This window comes from Enterobacter cloacae complex sp. CDL013, assembly GCF_049238805.1.
In the GTDB taxonomy this organism is placed as follows: Bacteria; Pseudomonadota; Gammaproteobacteria; order Enterobacterales; family Enterobacteriaceae; genus Enterobacter; species Enterobacter hormaechei_C.
Genome location: NZ_JBMKGT010000007.1, coordinates 362349 through 386975 on the forward strand (window position 1 = coordinate 362349; position 24627 = coordinate 386975).

The following is a 24627-nucleotide window of genomic DNA, read 5'->3' on the forward strand; positions in this document are numbered from 1 at the left end:
TCACCATAACGGCTCTCACCGGCATAATAATATATTAAGTATTTTCAGGTCTGACTTACGCACGTAAAAAAAGAGCCACGGCAATGTCCGTGGCTCATTTATTTTAGCCGCCCGCCAGTTTGACTTTCATTCCTTTGGCTTCCAGCAGCGTTTTAATTAAATCTCGTTTATCGCCCTGAATCTCAATAATGCCGTCTTTTACTGCCCCACCGCATCCGCACTTCTTTTTAAGCTCAGCGGCGAGCTTTACCAGGTCTGCATCATCCAGGTCAATGCCGGTGACAAGGCAAACGCCTTTCCCTTTTCTGCCGCTGGTCTGGCGCTGAATTCGCACGATACCATCGCCTTTTGGACGTTCAGCTTTCTCTTTTGGCTCTTCAATGCGCCCGGTATCCGTTGAATAGACCAGACGACTGTTGGCGTCACGCATTATGCCCCCTTTTTCAGTGATGCATTAATCGCTTTCAGGGTCTCTGCCGGATGAGCGGATTGCGTCACCGGGCGACCAATCACCATATAGTCTACACCCGCGCTCAGCGCCTGCTCTGGCGTCATGATACGTCGCTGATCCCCTGACTCGCTGCCTGCTGGACGAATACCTGGCGTCACCAGTTTAAAATCGCGGCCTAACTCAGATTTGAAGCGAACCGCCTCCTGAGCCGAACAGACCACGCCATCGAGACCACACTGTTGCGTGAGGCGCGCCAGACGCTCTGCATGTTCGGCAGGTGACAACGTCACACCCAGGTCGCGCAGGTCGGATTCATCCATACTGGTCAGCACGGTGACGGCGATCAGAAGCGGAGCGTCATTACCAAACGGCACCAGCGCTTCGCGCGCAGCCGTCATCATGCGTGCCCCGCCCGATGCATGTACGTTAACCATCCACACGCCGAGTTCAGCTGCCGCAGCAACGGCGTGCGCAGTGGTATTTGGAATGTCGTGGAATTTCAGGTCGAGGAAAACGTCGAAACCACGTTGATGCAGATCGCGGACGATTTGTGGGCCGAACAGCGTAAACATCTCTTTGCCTACTTTCAGACGGCAATCGCGGGGATCAATGCCATCAACAAAGGCCAGTGCGGCGTCACGGTTATTGTAATCCAGGGCAACAACTACGGGAGAATCGGTAACTACGCGGGAAGTGGAGGATGTAACAGACGTCATGACCAGCCCTTTTCGTCTATGGGCGCGCAGCGGCGCGGAACAGATAAACGGCGTGCATTCTACCTGCCCTCGGGGTAAATGAACAGAATCGAATGCTTTTCCTGCTGAACCCCAGACCGCACGGTGCTGATGGAATTACTGTAACCATTAGTATGTTGTAACTAAAGTGCAGCGTTTTAAAAAATTACTGTCCGTCCAGACCTCGGATTGGCTTAATGGTGGACCACGCCCGGCAGGAAGGGCAATGCCAGTAGAGCGAATAGGCGGTGAAGCCGCATTTCTGGCAGCGATAGCGCGGTTTGCTGCGCACCTGTTCACCCACCATGTCTCGCAGCACCATCAGGCTCTCTTTAGCGCGCCCTTCTTCTGCGTCATTAAGGTGGTAATCCATCAGCTTATGGAAGACACGCATGGTAGGATGACGCTGCAACTGACGGGTAATGTATACCTGGGCGGTATCGCTTCCTTCATGCTCTTCGACGACATCTGACAGCATCAGCTCGGCTGTGGCACCTGTATTCTCTTCAACACAGCGACGCAGAAACGCAACCCACTCGTCCTGCTTACCGAGCTGCTGATAGCAGGTTTGCAGCATTTCCAACGTTTCGCTGACCAGCTCTTTGTCCTGATCGATAACGCGAAGCAGGCTCTCCACGGCTTTGGCGTAATCACCGTTAGCCATAAAGACCCGCCCCATCATGATCGAGATGCGCGCGCTGTTGCGATCGGCCGCTGCGCCTTTCTTTAACAGTGCCATGGCTTTATCCATGTCATCGCTACCCATCTGCTGGAGAGCCAGCTCGCAATAGAAGTGGGCAATTTCGACGCGCTGTTTGTCTTTGCCGAGTTTGACCAGCCGTTCAGCGGTATCAATCGCTTTTTGCCAGTCGCTGGTGGCCTGATAGATTTGCAGAAGCTGCTGAAGCGCACCGATACGGAAGTCCGTCTCATCCACCAGCTGAGAGAACATATCCTCGGCGCGATCGTAAAGCCCCGCGGCCATATAATCTCGCCCCAGCTGCTGCACGGCCAGCAACCGTTGCTCATAGGTCAACGAAGCGCTTTCCATCAAGGTCTGGTGGATACGAATGGCACGGTCAACCTCTCCGCGCGAGCGGAACAGGTTTCCCAGGGTGAGATGCGCCTCAACGGTGCCGGTATCCTCTTTAAGCATATCGAGGAACAGATCCACCGCTTTATCCTGCTGATTGCTCAGCAGGAAGTTCACCCCCGCTACGTAGTCACGGGAGAGTCGGTTTGCTTCATCCTGTTTTGTTTGTTGCGCGCTTCTGCGGCCCATATACCAGCCATAGGCTGCGGCGACAGGCAAAAGCAGAAACAACAACTCCAGCATATTCGATTATTCCTTGACTACCGGCACACCAGAGCTCGCCGGAATGTCAGACGCAGGCGTAAGTTGATGTTCAAGTCGTTTAATTTTACGTTCAGCGCGAACAAGAGAAACACGAACCTTAAGCCAGAACAGGCCGCATACAAGCCAGCCGATGACAAACCCCGCCGCGAATAACACAGCCAGCAGGCTCGACACCCGGTACTCGCCCTGCGCCAGCAGATAGTTGAAACTTACCTGTTGATCGTTTTGCGCGCCCAATGTGACTGAAATGACGAAAATCGCCAACACCAGTAAGAAAATGAGTAAATATTTCACATGACTTCCCGTTATGTGGTTCGAGCGTATAAAGCGTGTTCAACTCACTGCAATCAGCCTTATAAGCTACCATTTTAGTGGCGGGCGCGAAATGGAAAAAGTAACGCGCCCTACATGGATTTATGGTCAAAATGCGGAATATCAACCTTCAGGTTCCGCCAGACTCCCTTTCGGCTATTTCTTCCTTCTCTTCCGGCGGCGGCGTCAGGGGTCCACAAAAACGTTGTGCAAGCCAGGTCGCCAGCGTCACCAGTACCCACGAGATCAGCGTTGCCACCACCAAATCACGCGGCCAGTGCATCCCCAGCAGCATCCGGCTGCCCATTACGCCTGTCGCCCAGACCAGCAAAATCGCAATCGTGAGGGTACGCCGACGCGGCCACAGCAGTCCTACGCCAAGTAGCGCCCAGCTGGCAGCAAACATCGTATGCCCGGAAGGAAACGCAAAGCCGGTCTCTTTTTGCCAGTGTTTGCGTAAAAAGGTCGGGATATCCTGCTGTTCCGCAAGTTGCTCCTTTACCAGCGCACCGCGATCTTTACGCTTTAAATTGTAGAACTCATCCACCGGAACATGGTGCGTTTTTTCCAGCCAGACGACGAAAGGACGGGGTTCCTGCACGCGATCTTTCACCCACGACTTCACCCCCTGCCCGATGAGTATGGCCCCGCCGAGAATGGCAAACAGTACCAGCGCCGCACGAAGGCGAAAGCGCAGGCACCACAGGAACCAGCCACAGAGCAGCACGTGTGTAATAATCCCCCACGGCTGGGTGACCGTCTCGGTTATCCAGTATAGGGCTTTCAGCCACGTCTCGTTTTGTCCGGGCTGCCACATCCAGCCGGAGAACCAAACGACCAGGGGTATAACGAGCAATACGGCGGCACCTGCGGCCGTTCGTCTGGCAATCGAAAGCATGTCCTCTCCTTTTTCACTAAGCACCACAATCATAACTGAATTTCTTCATTCTGGTGGATATGTCGGATTGTGCGTTTAACGTTTGTAAAGCGTGGTGGTGATTAGGTGAAGTTGCCGGGCTTGTGGCAAAATAGTCCAATACAGAAAGCATAATGGGGCAAAGGCACGAAACGTGTCAGCCTGGTCTGGAGAATCACATGCAGCTTAAACGTGTGGCAGAAGCCAAACTGCCAACCCCATGGGGCGATTTCCTGATGGTGGGTTTTGAAGAACTGGCAACCGGGCAAGATCACGTCGCCCTGGTATTCGGCGACATTTCGGGGCAAACGCCGGCGCTGTCCCGCGTTCATTCAGAGTGTCTGACCGGTGACGCGCTGTTCAGCCTGCGGTGCGACTGCGGTTTCCAGCTTGAAGCCGCCCTTTCTCATATCGCAGAGGAAGGACGTGGCGTTCTGCTGTATCACCGTCAGGAAGGACGCAATATTGGCCTGCTGAATAAAATCCGCGCCTACGCGTTGCAGGATCAGGGCTACGATACCGTCGAAGCGAACCATCAGCTCGGCTTTGCTGCTGACGAGCGCGATTTCACCCTGTGCGCAGATATGTTCAAGCTGCTGGGTGTGGACGAAGTGCGTCTGTTGACCAATAACCCGAAAAAAGTGGAAATACTCACTGAAGCGGGCATCAATATCGTGGAACGCGTGCCGCTGATTGTCGGCCGCAACCCGAAAAACGCGCACTACCTCGATACTAAAGCCGCCAAAATGGGGCATCTGCTGAGCGAGTAAACGCAAAACGCCCGGCACATGTGCCGGGCGTTTTTATCAGTCCAGCATCTTACGAATTACATAATGTAAAATGCCGTCGTTCTGGTAATAGGTCAGCTCTGTTGCCGTATCAATACGACACCGGCAATCCAGCACTTCTGTCGTACCATCTGCGCGCGTTAATTTCACCGGAACGGTTTTACCCGGTTGCAGATTTTGCAGACCGCTGATATCAATCTGCTCTTCCCCGGTCAGACCCAGCGTTTTACGCGTCACGCCCTGCGGGAACTCCAGCGGCAAGATCCCCATGCCGATCAGGTTTGAGCGGTGGATACGTTCAAAGGATTCGGCAATCACCACGCGAACCCCGAGCAGACGCGGACCTTTTGCCGCCCAGTCGCGACTGGAACCGGAGCCGTACTCTTTACCGGCAATAACGGCCAGCGGCGTCCCCTCCTGCTGATACTTCATGGCTGCGTCATAAATTGAAATGACCTCTGTATCCGGCAGGTGGCGCGTCATGCCCCCTTCCACGCCCGGAACCATTTCATTGCGAATGCGGATGTTGGCAAAGGTCCCGCGCATCATCACTTCGTGGTTACCACGGCGCGAACCGTAGGAGTTGAAATCGCGACGTTCCACGCCACGGCTTTGCAGATACCGACCTGCCGGACTGTCCGCCTTGATGCTCCCCGCCGGAGAGATATGGTCGGTGGTGACGGAATCGCCCAGCATCGCCAGGATCCGCGCGCCGTGAATATCTTTCAGCGGTGCAGGCTCCGCCAGCATTTCGTCGAAGAATGGCGACAGGCGAATATAGGTGGAATCATCCTGCCAGTCATAGGTATCGGAACCCACCACGTCGATCGCTTTCCATTCCGCTGTGCCTTCGAACACTTCCGCATACTCTTTGCGGAACATCTCGGTGGAAACTTTCTCTACCGCGCGCGCAATTTCACGCGATGATGGCCAGATGTCTTTCAGATAGACCGGTTCATTTTTGCGATCGTGACCAATCGGATCGGTCGCCAGGTTAATGTTCATGTTTCCGGCCAGCGCATAGGCTACAACCAGCGGCGGCGAGGCCAGCCAGTTGGTTTTCACCAGCGGATGAATACGCCCTTCAAAGTTTCGGTTACCAGAAAGTACCGCGCCAACGGTCAAATCACCCTGCCTGATCGCCACTTCAATAGGCTCAGGCAGTGGACCAGAGTTACCGATACAGGTCGTACAGCCGTAGCCCACCAGGTTGAAGCCCAGCTCGTCGAGGTAAGGCGTGAGTCTGGCCTGCGCCAGATAATCGGAAACCACTTTCGAACCAGGCGCCAGAGAGGCTTTAACCCATGGCTGTGGCTTGAGCCCCAGTTCTACCGCTTTTTTTGCCAGCAGCCCGGCAGCCATTAACACACTCGGGTTGGACGTGTTGGTACAGGAAGTGATAGCGGCGATCACCACGGCGCCGTCAGGAAGCTGATACTGATGCCCGTTCAGAACATAGTCCACCGGACGGTGATCTTTTTGCGCGGCGTTAACCTCCAGCTCATTGCTGGCGGCAAAGGCTTTGGGAACGTTGCTCAGGGCGACGCGGTCCTGCGGACGTTTTGGCCCTGCGAGGCTTGCCTCAACGGTGCCCATATCCAGTTCCAGCGTACTGGTAAATACCGGCTCGTCACCCGGGTTACGCCACATGCCCTGCGCTTTGGTGTAGGCCTCAACGAGAGCCACCTGCTCCTCGCTGCGACCACTGAGGCGCATATACTCCAGCGTAACGCTATCAATCGGGAAAAAGCCGCAGGTCGCGCCATATTCCGGCGCCATGTTGGCGATGGTGGCCCGGTCCGCCAGCGGCAAGGAATCCAGACCATCGCCATAAAATTCAACGAATTTACCCACCACACCATGCTTACGCAGCATCTGGGTGACCGTCAGAACCAGATCCGTGGCGGTGATGCCTTCGGACAATTTACCGGTCAGCTTAAAGCCCACCACATCGGGAATGAGCATTGATACCGGCTGGCCGAGCATGGCCGCTTCCGCTTCAATACCACCGACGCCCCAACCCAGAACGCCAAGGCCGTTAATCATGGTTGTGTGTGAATCGGTGCCCACCAGCGTATCCGGGTAAGCCACCCACTCTTTATCCTGCAATTCACTCCAGACGGCTTTGCCGAGATATTCCAGGTTGACCTGGTGACAAATGCCGGTGCCCGGTGGAACAACGCTGAAGCGGCTGAACGCCTGCTGACCCCATTTCAGAAATACGTAGCGTTCATGGTTACGTTCCATCTCCAGACGGACGTTTTCGCCGAAAGCATCGTCGTCACCAAAGTGATCGACGGTGACGGAGTGGTCAATGACGAGGTCTACCGGGGACAGGGGGTTAACCTTAGCAGTATCGCCCCCGAGACGCTTAACGGCTTCACGCATGGCAGCCAAATCCACAACCGCTGGTACGCCGGTGAAATCCTGCATAAGCACCCTGGCCGGGCGATAGGCAATTTCTCTGTCTGCATGTGCATTCTTCAGCCACCCTGCCAGAGCCTGGATATCCTCCTCGGTAACCGAGTCGCCATCCTGCCAGCGCAAGAGGTTTTCCAGTAAGACTTTCAACGACTTGGGTAACCGCGAAATGTCCCCAAGCGTTCTGGCAGCCAGCGGTAAGCTATAGTAGCGCCAGGTTTTATTTTCCGCCTGTAATGTGTCCTTACTGGCTTCGCGTAGGGTTAACGACATAAGCTCCTCCTTAAAAACAGGGATGTCCTGACAATCATCAGGGCTGTAATTAAAGATAACACAAAGATGTCGTAACGTTTTGATAACAACCCAAATTGATAAATTTAGGAATGGTCCAACACGAGGGATAAAACAAAAAACCCCGCCGTGGCGAGGTTTTACGATTTAGTGCAAGGCCAGCCAGAGGAGCTGACACCAGAAGAGGATCGACGCTGAGAATACGCCGAGCCATGACCAGTATTTTACGGTTGTCATGTTATTCATCATAGGGACACCAGACTTTAATTATTTAAGGTTGCGAGGTCTGCCCTCGTTCTATATTGCTGATGTGTATTTATTAAGGAGTACAAAAGCGCACAGTCTTTATTCAGACTATTTGCATCATTACGCAAAATTCAAAATTATTGTTTTTTGGGTTCGTCTTCCGCGAACACATCAATAAAGGCCTGCTGCTGTGGCGTCAGTTTCCAGGAAGCTGGCACGCTGGTTGCTGGCGCCTTACGGGCTTTGTGAGCATTGTCACGAAGCTGACACATCTCTTTTCTCGCTTCTGTACGCACCGTCATGACCATAATCAACCCCAGTAATTCCAGACAAGAAGAGCAACCACCACCCAGAACAGGGCAGAGCCAAGAAAGACCGCCAGCCAGGCTTTACGCTTAAGCGCGGGATCCCTTTGCGGTTCTTCACTTCCTGACGGCATTGCTAACCTCATACAATCGACATCGCTTATCATTTAGAGACCAAACAATTGGCACAAGTAATCATCTGATGAGATAAATCCTAAAGAAACTTTAGCCGAAAAGCCAGTGAATTTACGTATCTGGGCCTGGGAAAATTCAATCTTTTGACCCGAAATAAATAATTGAAAAGAATAATTTGCACACCTGTAAATTAGTTTCTACTTTTGTCGCAAATTTGCGACAGTAAAACCATAGTCATTTAATGGGTTATGACGATATATGACAGTGGACGTAGATGATGATAATTCTAATTCAGGTTTAAAGGGGAATGACGGTATCTTTCCGTACCAGAAAGATACCGGGTGTGATTATTTGGCGGGAAGTTTAATGTCTTTAAACATCTCTTCGATGTCTTCATTGGAGCGTAACGCTACAGCTGTATCCACCACGTCGCGCGTTAAATGTGGCGCGAAGCGTTGAATAAAATCATACATATAGCTGCGCAGGAACGTGCTGCGACGAAAACCTATCTTGGTGGTGCTGTGGCTGAAAATATCATGCGCATCCAGACGCACCAGATCCGGGTCTGAGACAGGATCTACCGCCATGCTGGCAATAACCCCAACGCCCAGGCCCAGACGCACATATGTTTTTATGACGTCCGCATCCGTCGCCGTAAAGACAATCCGTGGCGTTAATCCGGCGCGGTTAAACGCGGTGTCCAGTTCAGAACGGCCCGTAAAGCCGAACGTATAGGTCACCAGCGGGTATTGCGCCAGTTCTTCGATTGTCACTTCGCCCTTCCCCGCCAGCGGGTGATCCGGGGTCACGACAATAGAGCGGTTCCAGTGGTAGCACGGGAGCATGACCAGATCATCGTACAGATGGAGGGCTTCCGTCGCGATAGCGAAGTCTGCATTGCCTTTAGATACGGCCTCTGCGATTTGCGTCGGTGAGCCCTGATGCATATGCAGGGAAACGCGGGGATAGCGTTCGATGAAACCTTTGATCACCCCGGGAAGCGCATAACGCGCCTGGGTGTGCGTGGTGGCAATATACAGAGAGCCTTTATCCGGCCAGGTATGTTCCCCAGCGACGGATTTAATGGCGTCGACTTTGGAGAGCACTTCCCGTGCGATGCGTATGATTTCCTGTCCAGCCGGCGTGACCTGAGTCAGGTGCTTACCGCTGCGGGCAAAGATCTGAATACCTAACTCATCCTCCAGCATACGCACCTGCTTGCTGATGCCGGGCTGCGAGGTATAAAGACCCTCTGCGGTGGAAGAGACATTGAGGTTATGATTGACGACCTCAACGATATAGCGAAGCTGCTGTAATTTCATGCCAGACCATCCGATTTAGCGCATGAGTCAATCGCTTAAGACGATTTAATAATAAGAAACGGGTTAACTATAACCACTATATCATTTATAGCCAGGCTGTATAGTACGGAACAAAAAATAATAACTACGTAATAAAAAAGGGCCGGAAGTCCGGCCCTTTCACAGGTAAATTACGGTAAGGGAAGATTATTTCTTGCCTTCAACCCATTTCCCGTCGACGAAGAAGGCTGACCATCCGGTCGCTTTGCCCTCTTTCTCTGCCGCCACGTACTGCTGCTTCGTTTTACGGCTGAAGCGCACCACGGTTTTGTTGCCTTCCGGATCCTGCTGTGGCGCATCGGCCAGGTAACGCAGTTTTTCCGGCAGACGGTCACGGAAGCGGTACAACTCTTCTACCAGCGGCGCACGGGTTTCGCGCGATTTCGGGAAGGTGTTGGCCGCCAGGAATACCCCGGCAGCGCCGTCACGTAGCACGAAATACGCGTCTGACTTCTCACACGGCAGCTCAGGAAGCGGAACCGGATCTTCCTTCGGCGGCGCAACTTCACCGTTACGCAGGATCTTACGCGTGTTTTTACAGTCGTCGTTGGTGCATGCCATGTACTTACCGAAGCGTCCCATTTTCAGGTGCATTTCGGAACCACATTTCTCACACTCAACGATCGGACCGTCATAGCCCTTAATGCGGAACTCACCTTCTTCGATCTCATAACCATCGCAGGTCGGGTTATTGCCACAAACGTGCAGTTTGCGTTTTGGATCGATCAGGTAGCTGTCCATCGCCGTGCCGCATTTCTTACAGCGGCGTTTGGCGCGCAGTGCGTTAGTCTCCGCATCGTCCCCTTCCAGCACGTTGAGAACTTCGTTCTCCGGCACGAGGTTGATGGTGGTTTTGCAACGCTCTTTCGGTGACAGCGCATAACCAGAGCAACCGAGGAACACGCCCGTGGTCGCGGTACGGATCCCCATTTTACGGCCACAGGTTGGGCAGTCGATGCTCGTCAGTACCATCTGGTTCGGCAGCATGCCGCCCTCTTCAGGATCTTTCTCGGCTTTCTCAAGCTGATTGGTAAAATCGCTGAAGAAGCTGTCGAGAACTTTCTTCCACTCTGCCTTATGGCTGGCAACCTCATCGAGGCTGTCTTCCATCTGCGCGGTGAAGTCATAGTTCATCAACTCGCGGAAGTTCGCTTCCAGACGGTCGGTGACAATCTCCCCCATTTTTTCAGCATAGAAACGACGGTTCTCAACGCGAACGTATCCACGATCCTGAATGGTCGAAATGATTGACGCATAGGTGGACGGGCGACCGATGCCGCGTTTTTCCAGCTCTTTCACCAGCGATGCTTCGCTAAAGCGCGCAGGTGGCTTGGTGAAGTGCTGAGCCGGGACCAGATCAACCAGCGACAGCTCGTCACCTTTGTTGACTGAAGGCAGCGTTCTGTCTTCATCACCTTTACGCAGCGCAGGCATCACTTTTGTCCAGCCGTCGAAGCGCAGAATACGGCCGCGCGCTTTCAGGCGGAAATCACCCGCGCCGACGGTCAGCGTGGTGGAGTCGTATTTCGCTGGCGTCATCTGGCAGGCTACGAACTGGCGCCAAATCAGCTGATACAGCTTCTGGGCGTCCGCTTCCATATCTTTCAGCGATTCTGCCAGAACGGAAACGTCAGAAGGTCGAATCGCTTCGTGCGCTTCCTGAGAATTCTCTTTGCTGGCGTACTGATTAGGACTGTCCGGCAGATATTTCTTACCGAAGTTGTCCTCGATATAGCCGCGCACCATGTTGACAGCGTCCTGGCTCAGGTTGGTGGAGTCAGTACGCATGTAGGTGATGTAACCCGCTTCATACAAACGCTGGGCCATCATCATGGTTTTCTTCACGCCGTAACCCAGACGCGTACTCGCCGCCTGCTGAAGCGTTGACGTGATAAACGGTGCGCCAGGCTTGCTGCTGGTCGGTTTGTCTTCACGATCCAGAACCTGATAACGCGCTTTTTCCAGCAGCGCCACGGCGGCCATGGTCTGATCGCGATTTTCAGGTCGGAACGGTTTGTCGTTGTGGTGGCTCACCTGCAACGGCAGCGCATCGCCGCCCGGCGTGGTGACATTCGCATCCACTTCCCAGAACTCTTCCGGGACGAACGCTTTGATCTCGCGTTCACGCTCAACAACAAGACGAACAGCAACAGACTGCACACGCCCCGCAGACAGGCCGCGAGCGACCTTTTTCCACAGCAACGGCGAGACCATGTAGCCTACAACGCGGTCCATAAAGCGACGCGCCTGCTGAGCGTTAACACGGTCGATATTCAGTTCACCCGGCTTTTCAAACGCCTGACGAATCGCATTCTTTGTAATTTCGTTGAACACTACACGGCTGTAGCGTTTGTCATCACCCCCGATCACTTCCCGCAGGTGCCATGCGATGGCCTCCCCTTCGCGGTCAAGGTCGGTTGCGAGATAAATGTGGTCTGCTTTTTCAGCAAGCTGTTTCAGCTCGTTAACGACTTTTTCTTTGCCTGGCAGCACTTCGTAATGTGCATCCCAGTTGTGCCATGGGTTAACACCCATGCGGTTGACAAGCGCGCTACGTTCATCCTTTTTAGGCTTTTTAGCCCCTTTGGTGGAGGTAGAGTCTGCGCTCTTTTTGCTGGCTGAGCCACTGGTCGGCAAGTCGCGAATGTGACCAACGCTGGACTTAACCACGTAGTCATTGCCCAGATATTTATTGATCGTTTTGGCTTTTGCCGGGGACTCAACGATGACGAGAGCTTTACCCATATTCACCTTTACCTAATTTAATTCTTCCAGGAATACGCCGCACGTTGATTTCCCTTCCGCTGACGACGAGCCATTGATATTGCGACGTCGTCAGGGGATATCAACCCCTATGTGTTACCGAACGTCAGAATGGCGACATCCAGGTCATTGAGTTTTCGGGTATTTTTCTCACATCAAAGTTCATTCGTGACGAATTCCCGGTCGAATGTCAAGCAATTCTGTTGCCAGAATGACGAAAGCGCACACTGTACCTGATAAAATTCGTTACGCAACTTTATTAGCATGCAAAAGCAAATCCCGCCAGCCAGCCCCTGTTCCTTATCCCCTCGGATAACAGGGAAAATTTGCCCCCGAAGCGACCCAGGCGTAGACTATTGTCACTGTTTAAGGAGTGGAATATGCAGAATACGACCCAACCCATTGACCGAGCTTCACTGCTTATCGAAGCAAACAAACTCATTCGCGACCATGAAGACACCCTGGCGGGGATTGAAGCGACTGGCGTGGAACAACGTAATGGCGTGCTGGTGTTCAGCGGTGAATACTTCCTTGATGAACAAGGATTACCCACCCCAAAAAGCACCGCCGTATTTAACATGTTTAAATACCTGGCGCATACCCTCTCAGAGAAGTACCACCTGGTCGATTAAAACGAAAACGCGAGGCATCTGCCTCGCGTTTTTCTTTACAGCAGCGGCTTTTGTCCGCGCTGCAACCAGCGTAGCAGCAGGCGATCCGCGCTTTCTGCCGCGCTATTGGTAAAACGGTCGAGCAGGCGCTTACGTCGGGTGAAGCGCACCCCCACCAGCTCACGGCCTTCCATCAGGTTGAGCAGGAGGTCGTCGCTGGTACCCACTTCATCCACCAGCCCTTTCTCCTGCGCCTGCGTGCCGTACCAGTGTTCGCCCGTAGCCACCTGCTCAATGTCCAGCGTTGGGCGCATGCGGTGCACGAAATCTTTGAACAGATGGTGGGTTTCGTTCAGATCTTCCCGGAATTTCTGCCGTCCCTCTTCGGTATTTTCGCCGAGCAGCGTCAGCGTACGTTTGTACTGGCCCGCCGTATGCAGTTCAATGTCGATCTCTTTATTTTTCAGGAAACGATTGAAGTTAGGGATCTGCGCGACTACCCCAATCGAGCCGATAATGGAGAACGGTGCCGCGACGATTTTATCCGCCACGCACGCCATCATATAGCCGCCACTCGCCGCGACCTTATCTACCGCCACGGTGAGCGGGATCTGTTTATCCCGCAGACGTTGTAACTGCGAAGCCGCCAGTCCATACCCATGCACTACGCCACCCGGGCTTTCAAGGCGTACCACCACCTGATCCTGGACTGTCGCCACGGCCAGCACCGCCGTCACTTCTTCACGCAGTGAGGAGACTTCATGCGCATCCATGCTACCTTTAAAATCGAGCACATAGACGCGCGGTTTTGCGTCAGCCTGTGGCGTGGCGAGTTTAGCTTTCGCCTTCGCAGCTTTGGCGTCATGCTTATGTTTTTTCTTCTGGGCTTTTAGCCACAGCTTCTGTTGATGATCGTCAAGCAGCGCCAGAGACATCTCCTCCTGCATCTCTTTATACTGTTCGCTCAGGCGGGTAATGCGTAACTCACCACGCTGACGCTTACGCTGCGTCAGGTTGACAATCAGGACGGCAATCACCGCGACAGCTATAACCACCGTCGCGATTTTGGCCAAAAACAACCCATACTGAGAAAGTAATTCCACGCGTTCCACCTTGATTTAACCACGAATCTTTCACGCCAGTGTACAACAGCCCTGCGCAGGCGTCTCGCTCTGGACATTACCTCTGCGAGGCGGCTTCAGGAATCCCCCGTTTCTGGTTTAAATCTTTGCAAATTGTTAATTTCCCAGCGATCTGTCCTGTAGACTGATTGAATTCTGACGCTGTTTCGGGCATAAAGCCGAAAAGTCATAAATAAAGGTGCAAGTTACGCCCAATGCGCCTGAGGAGCCACCGTGCATTATCAGCCACAAAAAAACCTTCTACAGAACCGCATCATTCTGGTTACCGGTGCCAGCGACGGGATTGGTCGCGAAGCGGCGCTGACCTATTCTGAATACGGTGCGAGCCTTATTCTGCTGGGACGTAATGAAGAAAAGCTCAAGGCCGTCGCCCGTGAAATCGAAAACGCCGGCGGTACCCCCACGCCCTGGTATACGCTCGATCTGCTGACCTGTACGCCAGCGTCATGTCAGGCCCTTGCCCAGCGTATCAGCACGCATTATCCGCGTCTGGATGGCGTACTGCACAACGCGGGGTTACTGGGCGAAGTGCGCCCGATGGATGAACAGGATCCAGAGATTTGGCAGCAGGTGATGCAGGTTAACGTCAACGGGACGTTTTTTCTGACCCAGGCCTTGCTTCCTTTATTACTCAACTCCGATTCCGGCTCGCTGGTCTTTACCTCCTCCAGCGTGGGGCGTCAGGGGCGTGCGAACTGGGGGGCTTACGCCGTCTCAAAATTTGCCACCGAAGGAATGATGCAGGTGCTGGCCGAAGAGTACCAAAGCCGCCACCTGCGGGTTAACTGTATTAACCCGGGCGGTACGCGCACCAAAATGCGTGCCAGCGCCTTCCCGACAGAAGATCCGCAAAAGCTTAAAACCCCGGCCGATATTATGCCTCTTTACCTGTGGCTGATGGGTGACGACAGCCGTCGTAAAACCGGAATGACCTTCGATGCCCAGCCAGGCCGCAAACCGGGGATATCGCAATGAGTGAAGATCGTCATCAGCAGCGCCAGCAGCGTCTGAAAGAACAGGTTGATGCACGCGTGGCAGCCGCTCAGGACGAGCGCGGGATCCTCATCGTGTTCACCGGCAACGGTAAAGGAAAAACCACCGCCGCATTTGGTACCGCCACCCGCGCAGTCGGACATGGGCAGAAAGTGGGCGTGATCCAGTTTATCAAGGGTGAATGGCCCAACGGCGAGCGTAATCTGCTCGAGCCGCATGGCGTTGAGTTTCAGGTGATGGCGACCGGTTTTACCTGGGATACCCAGAACCGAGAAACCGATACCGCAGCCTGCCTCGCCGTCTGGGAGCATGCTAAAAGGATGCTCTCTGACCCGTCGTTGAACATGGTGTTGCTGGATGAGATCACCTATATGGTCGCCTACGACTATCTGTCGCTGGAGGCCGTGCTGGCTGCCCTGAAAAACCGCCCAGCGCATCAGACGGTTATTGTCACGGGGCGCGGGTGTCATCGGGATATTCTGGAGCTGGCCGATACCGTCAGCGAGCTGCGTCCGGTTAAGCATGCGTTCGATGCGGGAATCAAAGCGCAAATTGGGATTGATTACTGAAGAAAAAAAGCCCGGTGTATTCACCGGGCTTTTCAATTAACCGTTGTTATTACGGCTGCCAGAGCGGCGATTGCTGCTGACCTGGCTGTGACGCTTCACCGCACGGCGGATCTGATTCGCCTTCATGCGACGACGATCTTTCTCTACCGCCACTTTCGACGAGGTTTCTGGCGTCAGGCCAACCAGATCGCGCAGGTAGTTGGTTTGCGGCAGATCCAGCTCGGTATAGCCGCCACGTGGCAGGCCTTTCGGCAGCAGAATGTCGCCATAGCGGACGCGAATCAAGCGACTTACCTGGACACCGACCGCTTCCCACAGACGACGCACCTCGCGGTTACGTCCCTCTGTCAGGGTAACGTTGTACCACTGGTTAATGCCTTCACCACCGGTAAACTTGATGGTTTTGAACGCCGCTGGGCCGTCCTCCAGTTGAACGCCACGCGACAGGTCGCGCAGTTTGTTCTCATCAACCTGGCCGAAAACACGAACGGCGTATTCACGTTCCACTTCACGACTCGGGTGCATCAGACGGTTTGCCAGTTCACCATCGGTGGTGAACAGCAGCAGGCCGCAGGTGTTCACGTCCAGACGTCCTACGGCAATCCAGCGGGCGCCACGCAGTTTTGGCAGACGGTCAAACACCGTCGGGCGACCTTCCGGATCGTTGCGGGTACACAGTTCGCCTTCCGGCTTGTAGTAAGCCAGCACGCGGCAGATCTGTTCAGCAGACTCTTTCACGGAGATAAGATGGCCGTCAATGCGGATCTTCAGCCCCGGTACGATTTCAACGCGGTCACCGAGCGTGGCGATTTTACCGTCCACACTCACGCGGCCTGCTTCAATAATGGCTTCGATTTCACGGCGCGAACCGTGGCCGGCACGCGCCAGCACTTTCTGTAACTTCTCGCTCATTGAGCTTCCTCAGGTGTCGCCTTCACAGGCGTCTGGTATACTTTCTAAAACAACGAGTTAGCCAATAAATCGACTTAACTCACTGATCTGTAACTCTTTCATGGTACACAGCATGGCAAACAACGTGTCACACAAGCTGTCACACACAATGATTCGTGGGCGCACATACTACACTAACTTTAGACTAAATGATTCAACAAGTTTTGTGCGTCTGAGTCTCGGTACTGATAGCCGAAAGCAAGCAGAAGTGATCATGAATCAGATCCGCCCTTTCATTCCCCTTGTGCAGAATGGAACGATGAGCCTCGAAGAGTTCAAACGCAAAATGCAAGGCTACCGAGCTGCCACTAAGCAGGACTTTGACAACTATCTTCTACATGCACTCGAAAGAGATATTGCAGAGGTGGAGCGTCTGCCGGAGTTAGGACAGTGGCACAGAAACATACATCCTAATTGTCTATTATCTGCTTCAGATACGGTAGAAGCCGCACAAGGCTATTCGGAAGCTCACTTCCAACGCGTGGTTAATGGTAGCGATCAGACAGCAAACGAAGTGCTTGCAAGTCTTCACATGAATAAACTTGAACTTTCCAAGGGAGATTTGCCCTTTGCGAATCAAGTAGGTGCTGCACTTGATATGAGCCGCGCGACCGTCGCGCAAGCCTATGAAGCATTCTATTCGAAAGATTTGCTACGATATCGCCAACTCATTGCAACACTGCAAAATCAGTTAGAAGAGCAGAAACTAAAATCTTCACCCCAAAGTAGGGTTGAAACAAACCAGGCTTTTTCAACGGAAGTTAAAGATACCGCAAGCCAAGCAATCAAACTTTCCGAAGCATGGACGCAGTATGTTGAAGAAAAAGGTCAAAAATGGCGAGCAAGCATCGCTAACGAGAACCAGCGTTTCTTTGATGTGCTGATTTACGTTATTGGTGATAAACCGATTGATCGGGTTACTAAGCAAGATATTCGTGAAGCGCTGAAAGTGACCGAAAACTTACCTACTCGTACTAAGCTGCCATACAAGCGCCTATCTTTGCCTGAATGCATTGATTATGACGTACCAGAGGAAGATCTGATCAGTAGTCAGCATGTTGAAAAACATCTCAAGATCTGGCGCTCGCTTTTTAAAACTTACCTCGTCGAAACCAAAGACCAGTTAGAGAAATCCCCAACCGATGGAATCACATATGAGGTGAAGCCTAATCGGAGAGGTCATTTCAGCAACACTGAGTTGAGTAAGCTTAAAACCAAGCTGTTCTCACTGGAAAATAACGATTGGCGCAAATGGTACTTCCTCACCCTCATTTATACTGGTGCTCGACGTGGCGAGATTGCCTCTATCAGAAAGCGGGACATCCGTTTAGATGAAGAAACTTCACGCTGGTACATTTATATAGAAGACGGGAAAACCGAACATGCCCAACGCCAGATACCACTCAATAAGGTTTTAGAGTCAGGTTTACTCAGTCTTGCCGATGCTCTAAACGATGGTGATCTGATTTTCAGTGACTTACCTAACTACACCACAGCAACAGTCGAATGGGGTAAGTTGATGAATGAAACAGGTATCCCTGATTATGATGAGTTTGGGCTAAAAAGGCGCATACATAGTCTTCGTCACACCTTCGTAAGCCATTGCCTTGCATCTGGGGGCGTGTCTTTACCTTTGATGCAGTTTGTAGTTGGTCATTCCCGAACCCAAAGTTTAGGCGTCACCTCTATTTACACGCATCGCCCACCGCTTAAAGACCTGTTATGTGTAGTTGACTTCCAGAACTAAAAAAGGGGCTGATGCCCCATTTATATCTTCCCGCTCAAGAACACATAAATCCTCATCCCCCTAACCCATGATTAGGAATGATCTGAAATTTATTTTCCCCCCATATTTCAATCGCTTATATCAATCGTTATTATCAATCGTATATTGCTAATTGATCGCTTTTATTGATCAGCATTTTTAAATGCATCATTATCAGTCTGTTACATTCATGGAGTAAACACATGCAGACTCAATTTATCGCGGAAATAATTGTGAGCATTGACGAGAGGTTGTTAGGCGTTGAGCTTCTCACTCGCTTCATTACCTCAGATGGACGTCCCCTTCACCCTGAGTTCGTAATTTCATCTTGGGATTTAGATAGGAAGCGGCTTTTCCTATACGAACAATGTGGAAACATTGCCATTAAGCAAACGTGGTTCGAGCAAAAGAATCTATTTTGTACACTGAACATTGATCAGCAAATGGCTTTTCTGATACGTCATGACTACATACTTAGACAAACTTTCGAATCGATGCCATTCATCAAACTTGAACTTTCTGAGCATTTCCCTGGTTTGGATAAGGGATTGAAAAGTCCCTTATTAAAATCGCTGAGCCAGGGTGTAAATGGGCTATGGCTCGATGACCTTGGCGCAGGAAACGCGAATGTAGTTAGTTTGATGGAAGGATACTTTGAGGTTGTAAAGGTAGATCGCTGCTTCTTTAATGAACAGGTGCAGAAACCAACCTTCAACCAGCTGATTGCATCAATCAAAAAACACTGTGACAAAATTATTATTGAAGGGATTGAGAATAGAGATCATATGGGGTTACTGCGTGAGGTGGGGATTTGGGGATTACAGGGGTATCTTTTTAAATCTGTCCCTTTTAAAAACGTGGATTTATTGCTGTAGTGTTGAAACCATCAAAAAAGGGGCTTACGCCCCTTTGATGTATCACCCGCCTGTACTGCTTTGACCGCTCAAGGCTGACAAGGTTAGTGACTGTGCGAAACTTGCTTGTGAGGCTCTCGCCTGGAAATCAATGTAATCGCTTAATCTTGAGCTATCGCTGGCGATGGTGAGCGGAACAGACGCTTCAAGATTGAGATTGAATACAGGTGCAAGGTTGTACGATGGCGCACTATTGGTGCTGGTTAGGGATGATATAGCAGAATCACGAAGCGCTCCCCCTCGCAGAGAATCACCATTCAGGCCGTACTGTTCTACCGCTGTCCCTGTAGGCTTATCATCTATTCCTAACCAACCTTTAACAGCATGACCGACACTACGGGTATTAAACCCTGTCTTGTCCTGCACCCAATCGGCAGCACTGTTGGCACTTCCTGTAACAGCACCATCATACAAACTCTGTGCCGCTGGTTTGTTAGCATTGCTAAACCACTCTGGGAAACGAGAGCGAAGCCCAGCATTGATATCACTCACCACACTGGAAATCTCACCCACAAATCCGGTGATTTCTTTCGAGAGATTGCCTAACCCCTCTCCGAGCATTCCAGCCGATTCAGTAATCACTTTGGTGTTCTTCACAAGGTCATCACCACCATCAGCGAAGCCTTTCATGAATCCGGTGAATAAAGAATTATCCACACCATTCATCAGATTACCCATTGCCACAGACAGATCGCCGTAAGCGTAGGTTTGTTTGATTTGCTCGTCGTTAAGAGTTTGACCACTTTCCACAAGCTGTTTCAGCGTCTTGTTATACTCAGCTCCGTTATTCATGAACATATCTGTGTAGTGCATCAGGTCATCACCTAAACTCTCAATCAGCGTACCAATCTGAGCCTGTGACATACCACGGCGTTGCCCTTCATTCACTGTAGCTTGAACAAAATCGAGTGGTGAATCTTGGAACTTGGAAATCTGATCCTTACTCCATCCAAATTTGTTCATTATCGACGTAATGCCACCATCCCCACCCTTCCATTCGCCATTCTTCATTTGAGCATCGTTAACAGTCATGGCGAGGCGTTCATGAACATCTTTCATATTATCAACGGCTTTAGATGTATTAGCTGAGTCAACCCCATGTTGCTGCCCCCAGGCTACCATTGTCTTGATTGCATTAGGATTTGTCTTAACAAGAGCCGACTGTCGCACCAGGTCAAGATTTTCATTCCCTTTGTCAACAATTCGCTGCCCCACTCCGAGGGAGCCAGCCGTTAACGCAAGGCTTCCTAATACCCCACCACCGACGATAGGAGCATTCCCGCCCTTCTGAGCCTTTAGCTTAGTGGCTGCTGCGGCATACTGGGTACGCTGTGCCTGTGTCACTTTGGCTTGCTGTGCGGCTTCTCTGCGTAACAGGGTTACACGCTCACGAATAGATGCGTTCATACGGGCACTGGTCAGATTGCCTTTGGCAAATTCCTCTGTTTGCTGACGTATGAAACGTAACGCTTCATATTGAGATTTAGGATCAAGTCCGTATTTACCTTTAATTCCTGACACTTGTAGCCCTGCATGGCGAAGTTTAAGCTCGGCTGTCTCTTGGCGCTTCTGTAGCTGCTGCTTCGCTTTCAGATTGGCCTTTTCATCCCTGGCTTTCTGCTTCTGCGCCGCACGTTGGGCTTTCATTTCCTTCGTATCACGAGGTTTATCATTAAAACGTGCATCATCGGCTTGTTGACGAGCTTTCTGTCTGCGCTGCTTCTGAGCCTGGAAGCGAATCTTGGGATCGGCTATTTTCTGGAAGTGCTTTTGAAGGTTATCCGCTGCGGCTTTAGCCAGAGCAATGCTCTGCTTATCCACCACGAATGTAACCGTATTGCGGATCTGACTGACCGAAATATCAAGCATCGCCACCGCCTTTCTTACTCACCGGATAATTAAGTGCATCTGATACACTACGCCCACGATGTAATAACTGACGTAGATGACCGTGATCTATTTCAAGCACACGACACACTCCCGCCAGATTTAATAACTCTTCTGCTGTTTCAGCATTTACGGCGAGGTGAAGCCCCGCGCTTTTTAAAATCACTTGCATCTATCTTTCCTCATATTCTGGAAATAAAAAGGGGCAAGGGCTGGCGCATTTGCTTTGCGTGTTCCAGTTCCCTACGCCCCTGATTAAAAGCTCTTCTTTATTTCAGACGGGAAGAACTACCGTCTATCGCTCGTTATTCTGAGGCTTTAATGTGAACGGAGAAGTTCAGGCCGTGGTTAACTGGCAGTGCTGAGTTTTCCGAGATCACGTTGATCGTGTTTCCGCGCTCACTTTCGAAGCTCCAGCTATAAACTTCCGCAGGTGCAGCATTAAGGAGTTCGAACGTTGACGAAGCCGCGCCGTAGATATTGGTGTAAATACCACTTCCCTTAGCGAATTGCGGGATGGCGATAGCGTCGGCATCACCCATTTGTGCGATCAGGAGCGGATCTGTCACCTTGATCACATCTACATTTGAGCCAGGGATCGAAAAGGTGCTTACACCTGGAAGTAGTTCACGATGCTGGAACACTACGTTCCCTTCATCAAGTGGGCTGACATAGCGGAAAGCCGCCTCCATCGCAGGACTGAAACGCAGATCGCTATAGAATCCACCCTTGGCGAAAACAATAATTCGCTCCACTGCCGCCGCCTGGCTTTGTGCCGCTTCGGTGATTTGACTCACCATGTCGTCAATCGCACGTAGAGTGCTGCTATCTGTAGCTGACAGATCAAGAGTGGCATTCATCGGGGCTACGCCGAACAGGTCGCCAAAGTCGATTAACAGATCGTCTGTCTTAGGTGTATACACCTGACCAGAGAAGAGTGATCGTGCGAGGTAACTTTCACGGGTTCGCATAAACGCTACAGCGTGTTTACCCATGTAATCGCTGTAAATGTCCGTCACTGTTTCTTGAATATCGCTTCCTGGCTTACGCTTGCCCTGAATATCTGACGGAGTGATCAGATCTTCACGAAGGAAATACGGAAGCTCGATTAGCCATTCTTTGCCGCTCTGACGCTGCGTGGTGTTATGCTCGTTTGAGAAACGCGCCGTAGGCTGGTTGAACAGGCTGGTGTTATCTTCCAGCAGACGGGACACACTAACTTTATGAGAAGAAACGCCCACACCATCAAAGAGATTTAGAGAACTGAGTAGGAAATTTCTGGTGCTGGTTAGTTGGAATAATGGGGAAAGGTCGATACGCTCGTTTCCAATAATCATTATTTATCTTCCTTGCTTAAGAGGTGAAAAATTCACGAGTGGCGAAGCCTTGCGCCTGTAATGCGCTGATCGCTGCTGCGTGGTTAGCTGCGTTGAGATTGTCGCTCTTGAGGGCAACGTATGATCCAACGTTAGGAGCGCGTAGGACGTTCACAGGCTTATTACTACCAGCTTTAACGAAGTCTGAGACGACGACATAAGCCACATTCCCAGAGGTATAGAGAGCGCCAGTGATATCGAGCACATCGCCGCACTGCACATCAGCAGGAAGAGAAGCAAACACTTTACTGTCTACTGCTGCAAAATTGTCGGTCGCAGCACTCACAATATCTGTGTAGCTTTTACGTACCGGAAAGACTTCTGATAGGTCAATAATCATTGTTTGGTTGATTCCTTATTTACTTTACGTGCAATCAAATCCTGAATAGTTGTTTCTTGTTTTGGTGATTCGTCAGGAAAACACGTATCCATCGCTTTGATCACTTCATCAACCGAACAACCAGCATACTGAGCCACCATCTCAATCATCTGAGGATTGACGGTGAGAACATCATTTTTATATTTGAGTACACGCGATTTGTTATTTAATAGAAACATGTTGTTCCTTCGCGTTTTATTAACTTTTCTGTTACGCATTGAGCGTAAGAAAGGCGACCGAAGTCGCCAGGAGATATGCCCTTGTTAGAAAGCATTCTGTTAAAATCATTTTCGTTTCGGAGGATCATGATGTTAAAGAATGACATCTAAAATAATGAAGGGCGCAACTGTTACGAATAACAGAAGAAGGATCGCCCGTCATTGCTCCCACTTCAAAACAGAAGCCCTTCTGTCATGGCGAGAAGTGGGAATGGAATCTCAATATCACCACTGGAATAGTAATAAGAGATTGCCAGCCTGAACGTAACTACCACTGACGGCATTTATTCAGTCTGACTACATTCACCCTAACGGAATGAATGAGTAAAGAGCGAATGCCCTTTCTGAAAAAGTCGGAGATGCGCGGTGATTGCGATGCAATACCAACACAACGAGACATTACATCCCGCGCATTCCTTCGGAACTAAACAAGACAAAGAAGAAAGAACCAACACTTTCAGAGAGAACATTCGAATGGAAAGAGTGCCGCTATGGGAAACGGCATTCAGGAGGGAGAAGTGATTCGAATTCTTACCCTATAACTCTAATTATGACATAAATAGCACAATAAGTCAAGGCATTTCGTAACTTTTATGTTATGCGCATTCTTCCGCGATCTGGATGGCAAGCTCTCCGAGTTCAACGGTGGTGTGTTCCATAGCGAGGGCAAGCTCCTCCATATCATTGGCAATGCGCCACGCCTGATCCACGGTGACGGTATCCCCGTTCATCTGCACCAGGTGCTCTACAGCAGCATACCAGTGTTCAAGGGCAGTGATTGCCTGTTCAGTGTATTGCACCGCCTCCAGGAGCACGGAGGGCGTTCTCTCACGCCACGCCTTATTAACAAGCTGTAGGGTTGGTAAATGCCAAATATCGTGGAAAGAGTTAATTAGGGTGTTCACGTTGTTCACGATGTCCAAAGTTTTATTATTCATTGTTGTTTTCCTTGTCGTCAAAGAGAATGTCAAAATCTTGTATGTGGTGAGATAAGCCGTTAGTTTGGGAATATCCCACCCAGTCAATATAGTTTTCTGCGTATAGCTGCCACTTCTTAAGATTCGATGAATCAACACGGTATTCACGGCGGCGGCGTGGTTTATAGAAGACGTTATCCGTTGACGATAAAACATCCTGCAATAGTTCAAACTCTGCCCCTACGGGCACCGTTGCAGGGTATTCTATTATTTCGGTGATCCATTTTCCTGGAATAGACTCTCTTGCGAGGTCTTGTAGAGAAGAGGTGTATTTACGTTTGCTGGCGCGAGTGGCTTTTTCGATTCTAACAATGTTACTTCGTTCTTTTCGTCCCATTCATTCCTCGTAGAGGGAAACTTCCGTGTTTTCTCGTTAATGTCCATACTGCGTAAAATGCAAATAACCAATACATAGCGATGATCATAAAAGTTTCCCGATTGTTGTTATTTAGTCGTTCGAATAAATGATCTCATAATCCGAGATCATAGATTTTATTGTTATGTCGAGATGTCCAGCTTCTTTAAAATCGATCACACCGAAAGATTTAAGAGAATGTAGCCAGAACATCACACCACCTTGCGAACATCCAGAACGTTCGATAATGTCACCGTAGCTGATCTTTGTCGGTTTGGATTTATAGAAGTAATGCAGGGTTTCTGACCTGCCCCCAGGATTAGCTACAACCTTCAGTTAGTAATGTCGGTTGGTTTTTCTTCATATTTCCTGTTTCGCCAGTCTGTTGCGAATTCAGCTGGTGTCTGGTA

General features: G+C 51.0%; 26 protein-coding genes. 6 read left to right on the forward strand and 20 right to left on the reverse strand.

The annotated features are described in order from the left end of the window. Positions 1-103 precede the first annotated feature (103 nt). From yciH to pgpB, 5 genes are all read right to left on the reverse strand, one after another. Positions 104-430, reverse strand: a complete 327-nt coding sequence (gene yciH / locus ACOTXD_RS16845; RefSeq protein WP_003856822.1) for a stress response translation initiation inhibitor YciH — start codon at positions 428-430, stop codon at positions 104-106. Further along, positions 430-1167, reverse strand: coding sequence for an orotidine-5'-phosphate decarboxylase (gene pyrF, locus ACOTXD_RS16850; protein WP_003856820.1), 738 nt, complete (start codon positions 1165-1167; stop codon positions 430-432). The genes yciH and pyrF overlap by 1 nt, the downstream gene beginning before the upstream one ends. Before the next feature lie 184 nt (positions 1168-1351). Continuing rightward, complete coding sequence (gene lapB, locus ACOTXD_RS16855) at positions 1352-2521, reverse strand: lipopolysaccharide assembly protein LapB (protein ID WP_003856819.1); 1170 nt, start codon at positions 2519-2521, stop codon at positions 1352-1354. A gap of 6 nt (positions 2522-2527) precedes the next feature. Continuing rightward, positions 2528-2836: a LapA family protein gene (locus tag ACOTXD_RS16860; RefSeq protein WP_003856817.1), complete on the reverse strand. Its 309-nt coding sequence runs from the start codon at positions 2834-2836 to the stop codon at positions 2528-2530. Between the two features lie 148 nt (positions 2837-2984). Further along, positions 2985-3752 (reverse strand): phosphatidylglycerophosphatase B, encoded by a 768-nt coding sequence (gene pgpB, locus ACOTXD_RS16865; RefSeq protein ID WP_003856815.1) that lies wholly within the window; start codon positions 3750-3752, stop codon positions 2985-2987. 197 nt (positions 3753-3949) lie between these two features. Here pgpB and ribA point away from each other — a divergent pair, with 197 nt between their 5' ends. Next, entirely contained in the window at positions 3950-4540 is a 591-nt protein-coding gene (gene ribA, locus ACOTXD_RS16870) for a GTP cyclohydrolase II (protein WP_061856454.1), read from the forward strand. Positions 4541-4576: 36 nt separating this feature from the next. Here ribA and acnA read toward each other — a convergent pair whose 3' ends face one another. The 6 genes from acnA to topA all read right to left on the reverse strand — a co-directional run bounded on the left by acnA (position 4577) and on the right by topA (position 12062). Continuing rightward, positions 4577-7252 (reverse strand): aconitate hydratase AcnA, encoded by a 2676-nt coding sequence (gene acnA / locus ACOTXD_RS16875; protein WP_022651350.1) that lies wholly within the window; start codon positions 7250-7252, stop codon positions 4577-4579. 165 nt (positions 7253-7417) lie between these two features. After that, positions 7418-7516 (reverse strand): small membrane protein YmiC, encoded by a 99-nt coding sequence (gene ymiC, locus ACOTXD_RS16880; RefSeq protein ID WP_032103392.1) that lies wholly within the window; start codon positions 7514-7516, stop codon positions 7418-7420. 137 nt (positions 7517-7653) lie between these two features. Continuing rightward, entirely contained in the window at positions 7654-7824 is a 171-nt protein-coding gene (locus ACOTXD_RS16885) for a hypothetical protein (protein WP_006810843.1), read from the reverse strand. Between the two features lie 2 nt (positions 7825-7826). Further along, entirely contained in the window at positions 7827-7967 is a 141-nt protein-coding gene (locus tag ACOTXD_RS16890) for a YmiA family putative membrane protein (protein WP_213083754.1), read from the reverse strand. A 336-nt stretch (positions 7968-8303) separates the two neighbouring features. After that, the gene (gene cysB, locus ACOTXD_RS16895) at positions 8304-9278 is read right to left on the reverse strand and encodes an HTH-type transcriptional regulator CysB (protein WP_006810844.1); all 975 of its coding nucleotides are present in this window, start codon (positions 9276-9278) and stop codon (positions 8304-8306) included. A gap of 186 nt (positions 9279-9464) precedes the next feature. Continuing rightward, positions 9465-12062, reverse strand: coding sequence for a type I DNA topoisomerase (gene topA / locus ACOTXD_RS16900; protein ID WP_003856806.1), 2598 nt, complete (start codon positions 12060-12062; stop codon positions 9465-9467). A 398-nt stretch (positions 12063-12460) separates the two neighbouring features. Between topA and ACOTXD_RS16905 the strand changes: the two genes are divergently transcribed. Next, positions 12461-12712, forward strand: coding sequence for a YciN family protein (locus tag ACOTXD_RS16905; RefSeq protein ID WP_003856804.1), 252 nt, complete (start codon positions 12461-12463; stop codon positions 12710-12712). A gap of 35 nt (positions 12713-12747) precedes the next feature. On the opposite strand, the gene sohB is transcribed toward ACOTXD_RS16905, so the two are convergent. Then, complete coding sequence (sohB, locus tag ACOTXD_RS16910; protein WP_421766469.1) at positions 12748-13794, reverse strand: protease SohB; 1047 nt, start codon at positions 13792-13794, stop codon at positions 12748-12750. Positions 13795-14046: 252 nt separating this feature from the next. Here sohB and ACOTXD_RS16915 point away from each other — a divergent pair, with 252 nt between their 5' ends. Continuing rightward, positions 14047-14808, forward strand: coding sequence for a YciK family oxidoreductase (locus ACOTXD_RS16915; protein ID WP_017384219.1), 762 nt, complete (start codon positions 14047-14049; stop codon positions 14806-14808). Then, positions 14805-15395 (forward strand): cob(I)yrinic acid a,c-diamide adenosyltransferase, encoded by a 591-nt coding sequence (gene cobO / locus ACOTXD_RS16920; RefSeq protein WP_003856796.1) that lies wholly within the window; start codon positions 14805-14807, stop codon positions 15393-15395. The genes ACOTXD_RS16915 and cobO overlap by 4 nt, the downstream gene beginning before the upstream one ends. A 36-nt stretch (positions 15396-15431) precedes the next feature. Here cobO and rluB read toward each other — a convergent pair whose 3' ends face one another. Then, the gene (gene rluB / locus ACOTXD_RS16925; protein WP_061856455.1) at positions 15432-16307 is read right to left on the reverse strand and encodes a 23S rRNA pseudouridine(2605) synthase RluB; all 876 of its coding nucleotides are present in this window, start codon (positions 16305-16307) and stop codon (positions 15432-15434) included. Positions 16308-16419: 112 nt separating this feature from the next. Here rluB and ACOTXD_RS16930 point away from each other — a divergent pair, with 112 nt between their 5' ends. After that, complete coding sequence (locus ACOTXD_RS16930) at positions 16420-18093, forward strand: tyrosine-type recombinase/integrase (protein ID WP_164552222.1); 1674 nt, start codon at positions 16420-16422, stop codon at positions 18091-18093. A 221-nt stretch (positions 18094-18314) separates the two neighbouring features. Beyond that, positions 18315-18986, forward strand: a complete 672-nt coding sequence (locus ACOTXD_RS16935; RefSeq protein WP_032676205.1) for an EAL domain-containing protein — start codon at positions 18315-18317, stop codon at positions 18984-18986. A gap of 42 nt (positions 18987-19028) precedes the next feature. On the opposite strand, the gene ACOTXD_RS16940 is transcribed toward ACOTXD_RS16935, so the two are convergent. From ACOTXD_RS16940 to ACOTXD_RS16970, 7 genes are all read right to left on the reverse strand, one after another. Then, a complete protein-coding gene (locus tag ACOTXD_RS16940; RefSeq protein WP_126501409.1) occupies positions 19029-20894 on the reverse strand; it encodes a cell envelope integrity protein TolA in 1866 nt (621 codons plus the stop codon). Beyond that, positions 20887-21084 (reverse strand): hypothetical protein, encoded by a 198-nt coding sequence (locus ACOTXD_RS16945; protein ID WP_126501411.1) that lies wholly within the window; start codon positions 21082-21084, stop codon positions 20887-20889. Before ACOTXD_RS16945 ends, ACOTXD_RS16940 begins: the two co-directional genes overlap by 8 nt. A 133-nt stretch (positions 21085-21217) precedes the next feature. Next, on the reverse strand, positions 21218-22249 hold the full coding sequence (locus tag ACOTXD_RS16950) for a major capsid protein (RefSeq protein WP_022649287.1): 1032 nt from the start codon (positions 22247-22249) through the stop codon (positions 21218-21220). 16 nt (positions 22250-22265) lie between these two features. After that, positions 22266-22628 carry a hypothetical protein gene (locus tag ACOTXD_RS16955; RefSeq protein ID WP_023306398.1) on the reverse strand — a complete coding sequence of 121 codons (363 nt, stop codon included), beginning with the start codon at positions 22626-22628 and terminating at the stop codon, positions 22266-22268. Beyond that, entirely contained in the window at positions 22625-22846 is a 222-nt protein-coding gene (locus ACOTXD_RS16960; protein ID WP_126501413.1) for a hypothetical protein, read from the reverse strand. The genes ACOTXD_RS16955 and ACOTXD_RS16960 overlap by 4 nt, the downstream gene beginning before the upstream one ends. Before the next feature lie 635 nt (positions 22847-23481). After that, positions 23482-23823 carry a hypothetical protein gene (locus tag ACOTXD_RS16965; protein WP_023306399.1) on the reverse strand — a complete coding sequence of 114 codons (342 nt, stop codon included), beginning with the start codon at positions 23821-23823 and terminating at the stop codon, positions 23482-23484. Beyond that, positions 23816-24199: a hypothetical protein gene (locus ACOTXD_RS16970; RefSeq protein ID WP_241237784.1), complete on the reverse strand. Its 384-nt coding sequence runs from the start codon at positions 24197-24199 to the stop codon at positions 23816-23818. The genes ACOTXD_RS16965 and ACOTXD_RS16970 overlap by 8 nt, the downstream gene beginning before the upstream one ends. Between the last annotated feature and the right edge of the window lie 428 nt (positions 24200-24627).

Excerpts from the sequence above, each read along its gene's own strand:
- yciH (WP_003856822.1), bottom strand. The coding sequence starts at position 430 with ATGCGTGACGCCAACAGTCGTCTGGTCTATTCAACGGATACCGGGCGC.
- ribA (WP_061856454.1), top strand. The coding sequence starts at position 3,950 with ATGCAGCTTAAACGTGTGGCAGAAGCCAAACTGCCAACCCCATGGGGC.
- lapB (WP_003856819.1), bottom strand. The coding sequence starts at position 2,521 with ATGCTGGAGTTGTTGTTTCTGCTTTTGCCTGTCGCCGCAGCCTATGGC.
- ACOTXD_RS16905 (WP_003856804.1), top strand. The coding sequence starts at position 12,461 with ATGCAGAATACGACCCAACCCATTGACCGAGCTTCACTGCTTATCGAA.
- acnA (WP_022651350.1), bottom strand. The coding sequence starts at position 7,252 with ATGTCGTTAACCCTACGCGAAGCCAGTAAGGACACATTACAGGCGGAA.
- ACOTXD_RS16940 (WP_126501409.1), bottom strand. The coding sequence starts at position 20,894 with ATGCTTGATATTTCGGTCAGTCAGATCCGCAATACGGTTACATTCGTG.
- pyrF (WP_003856820.1), bottom strand. The coding sequence starts at position 1,167 with ATGACGTCTGTTACATCCTCCACTTCCCGCGTAGTTACCGATTCTCCC.
- ACOTXD_RS16885 (WP_006810843.1), bottom strand. The coding sequence starts at position 7,824 with ATGGTCATGACGGTGCGTACAGAAGCGAGAAAAGAGATGTGTCAGCTT.
- ACOTXD_RS16935 (WP_032676205.1), top strand. The coding sequence starts at position 18,315 with ATGCAGACTCAATTTATCGCGGAAATAATTGTGAGCATTGACGAGAGG.
- ACOTXD_RS16930 (WP_164552222.1), top strand. The coding sequence starts at position 16,420 with ATGGCAAACAACGTGTCACACAAGCTGTCACACACAATGATTCGTGGG.
- pgpB (WP_003856815.1), bottom strand. The coding sequence starts at position 3,752 with ATGCTTTCGATTGCCAGACGAACGGCCGCAGGTGCCGCCGTATTGCTC.
- topA (WP_003856806.1), bottom strand. The coding sequence starts at position 12,062 with ATGGGTAAAGCTCTCGTCATCGTTGAGTCCCCGGCAAAAGCCAAAACG.
- ACOTXD_RS16950 (WP_022649287.1), bottom strand. The coding sequence starts at position 22,249 with ATGATTATTGGAAACGAGCGTATCGACCTTTCCCCATTATTCCAACTA.
- ACOTXD_RS16945 (WP_126501411.1), bottom strand. The coding sequence starts at position 21,084 with ATGCAAGTGATTTTAAAAAGCGCGGGGCTTCACCTCGCCGTAAATGCT.
- ACOTXD_RS16970 (WP_241237784.1), bottom strand. The coding sequence starts at position 24,199 with ATGGGACGAAAAGAACGAAGTAACATTGTTAGAATCGAAAAAGCCACT.
- ymiC (WP_032103392.1), bottom strand. The coding sequence starts at position 7,516 with ATGAATAACATGACAACCGTAAAATACTGGTCATGGCTCGGCGTATTC.
- rluB (WP_061856455.1), bottom strand. The coding sequence starts at position 16,307 with ATGAGCGAGAAGTTACAGAAAGTGCTGGCGCGTGCCGGCCACGGTTCG.
- cysB (WP_006810844.1), bottom strand. The coding sequence starts at position 9,278 with ATGAAATTACAGCAGCTTCGCTATATCGTTGAGGTCGTCAATCATAAC.
- cobO (WP_003856796.1), top strand. The coding sequence starts at position 14,805 with ATGAGTGAAGATCGTCATCAGCAGCGCCAGCAGCGTCTGAAAGAACAG.
- ACOTXD_RS16890 (WP_213083754.1), bottom strand. The coding sequence starts at position 7,967 with ATGAGGTTAGCAATGCCGTCAGGAAGTGAAGAACCGCAAAGGGATCCC.
- ACOTXD_RS16955 (WP_023306398.1), bottom strand. The coding sequence starts at position 22,628 with ATGATTATTGACCTATCAGAAGTCTTTCCGGTACGTAAAAGCTACACA.
- ACOTXD_RS16965 (WP_023306399.1), bottom strand. The coding sequence starts at position 23,823 with ATGAATAATAAAACTTTGGACATCGTGAACAACGTGAACACCCTAATT.
- ACOTXD_RS16960 (WP_126501413.1), bottom strand. The coding sequence starts at position 22,846 with ATGTTTCTATTAAATAACAAATCGCGTGTACTCAAATATAAAAATGAT.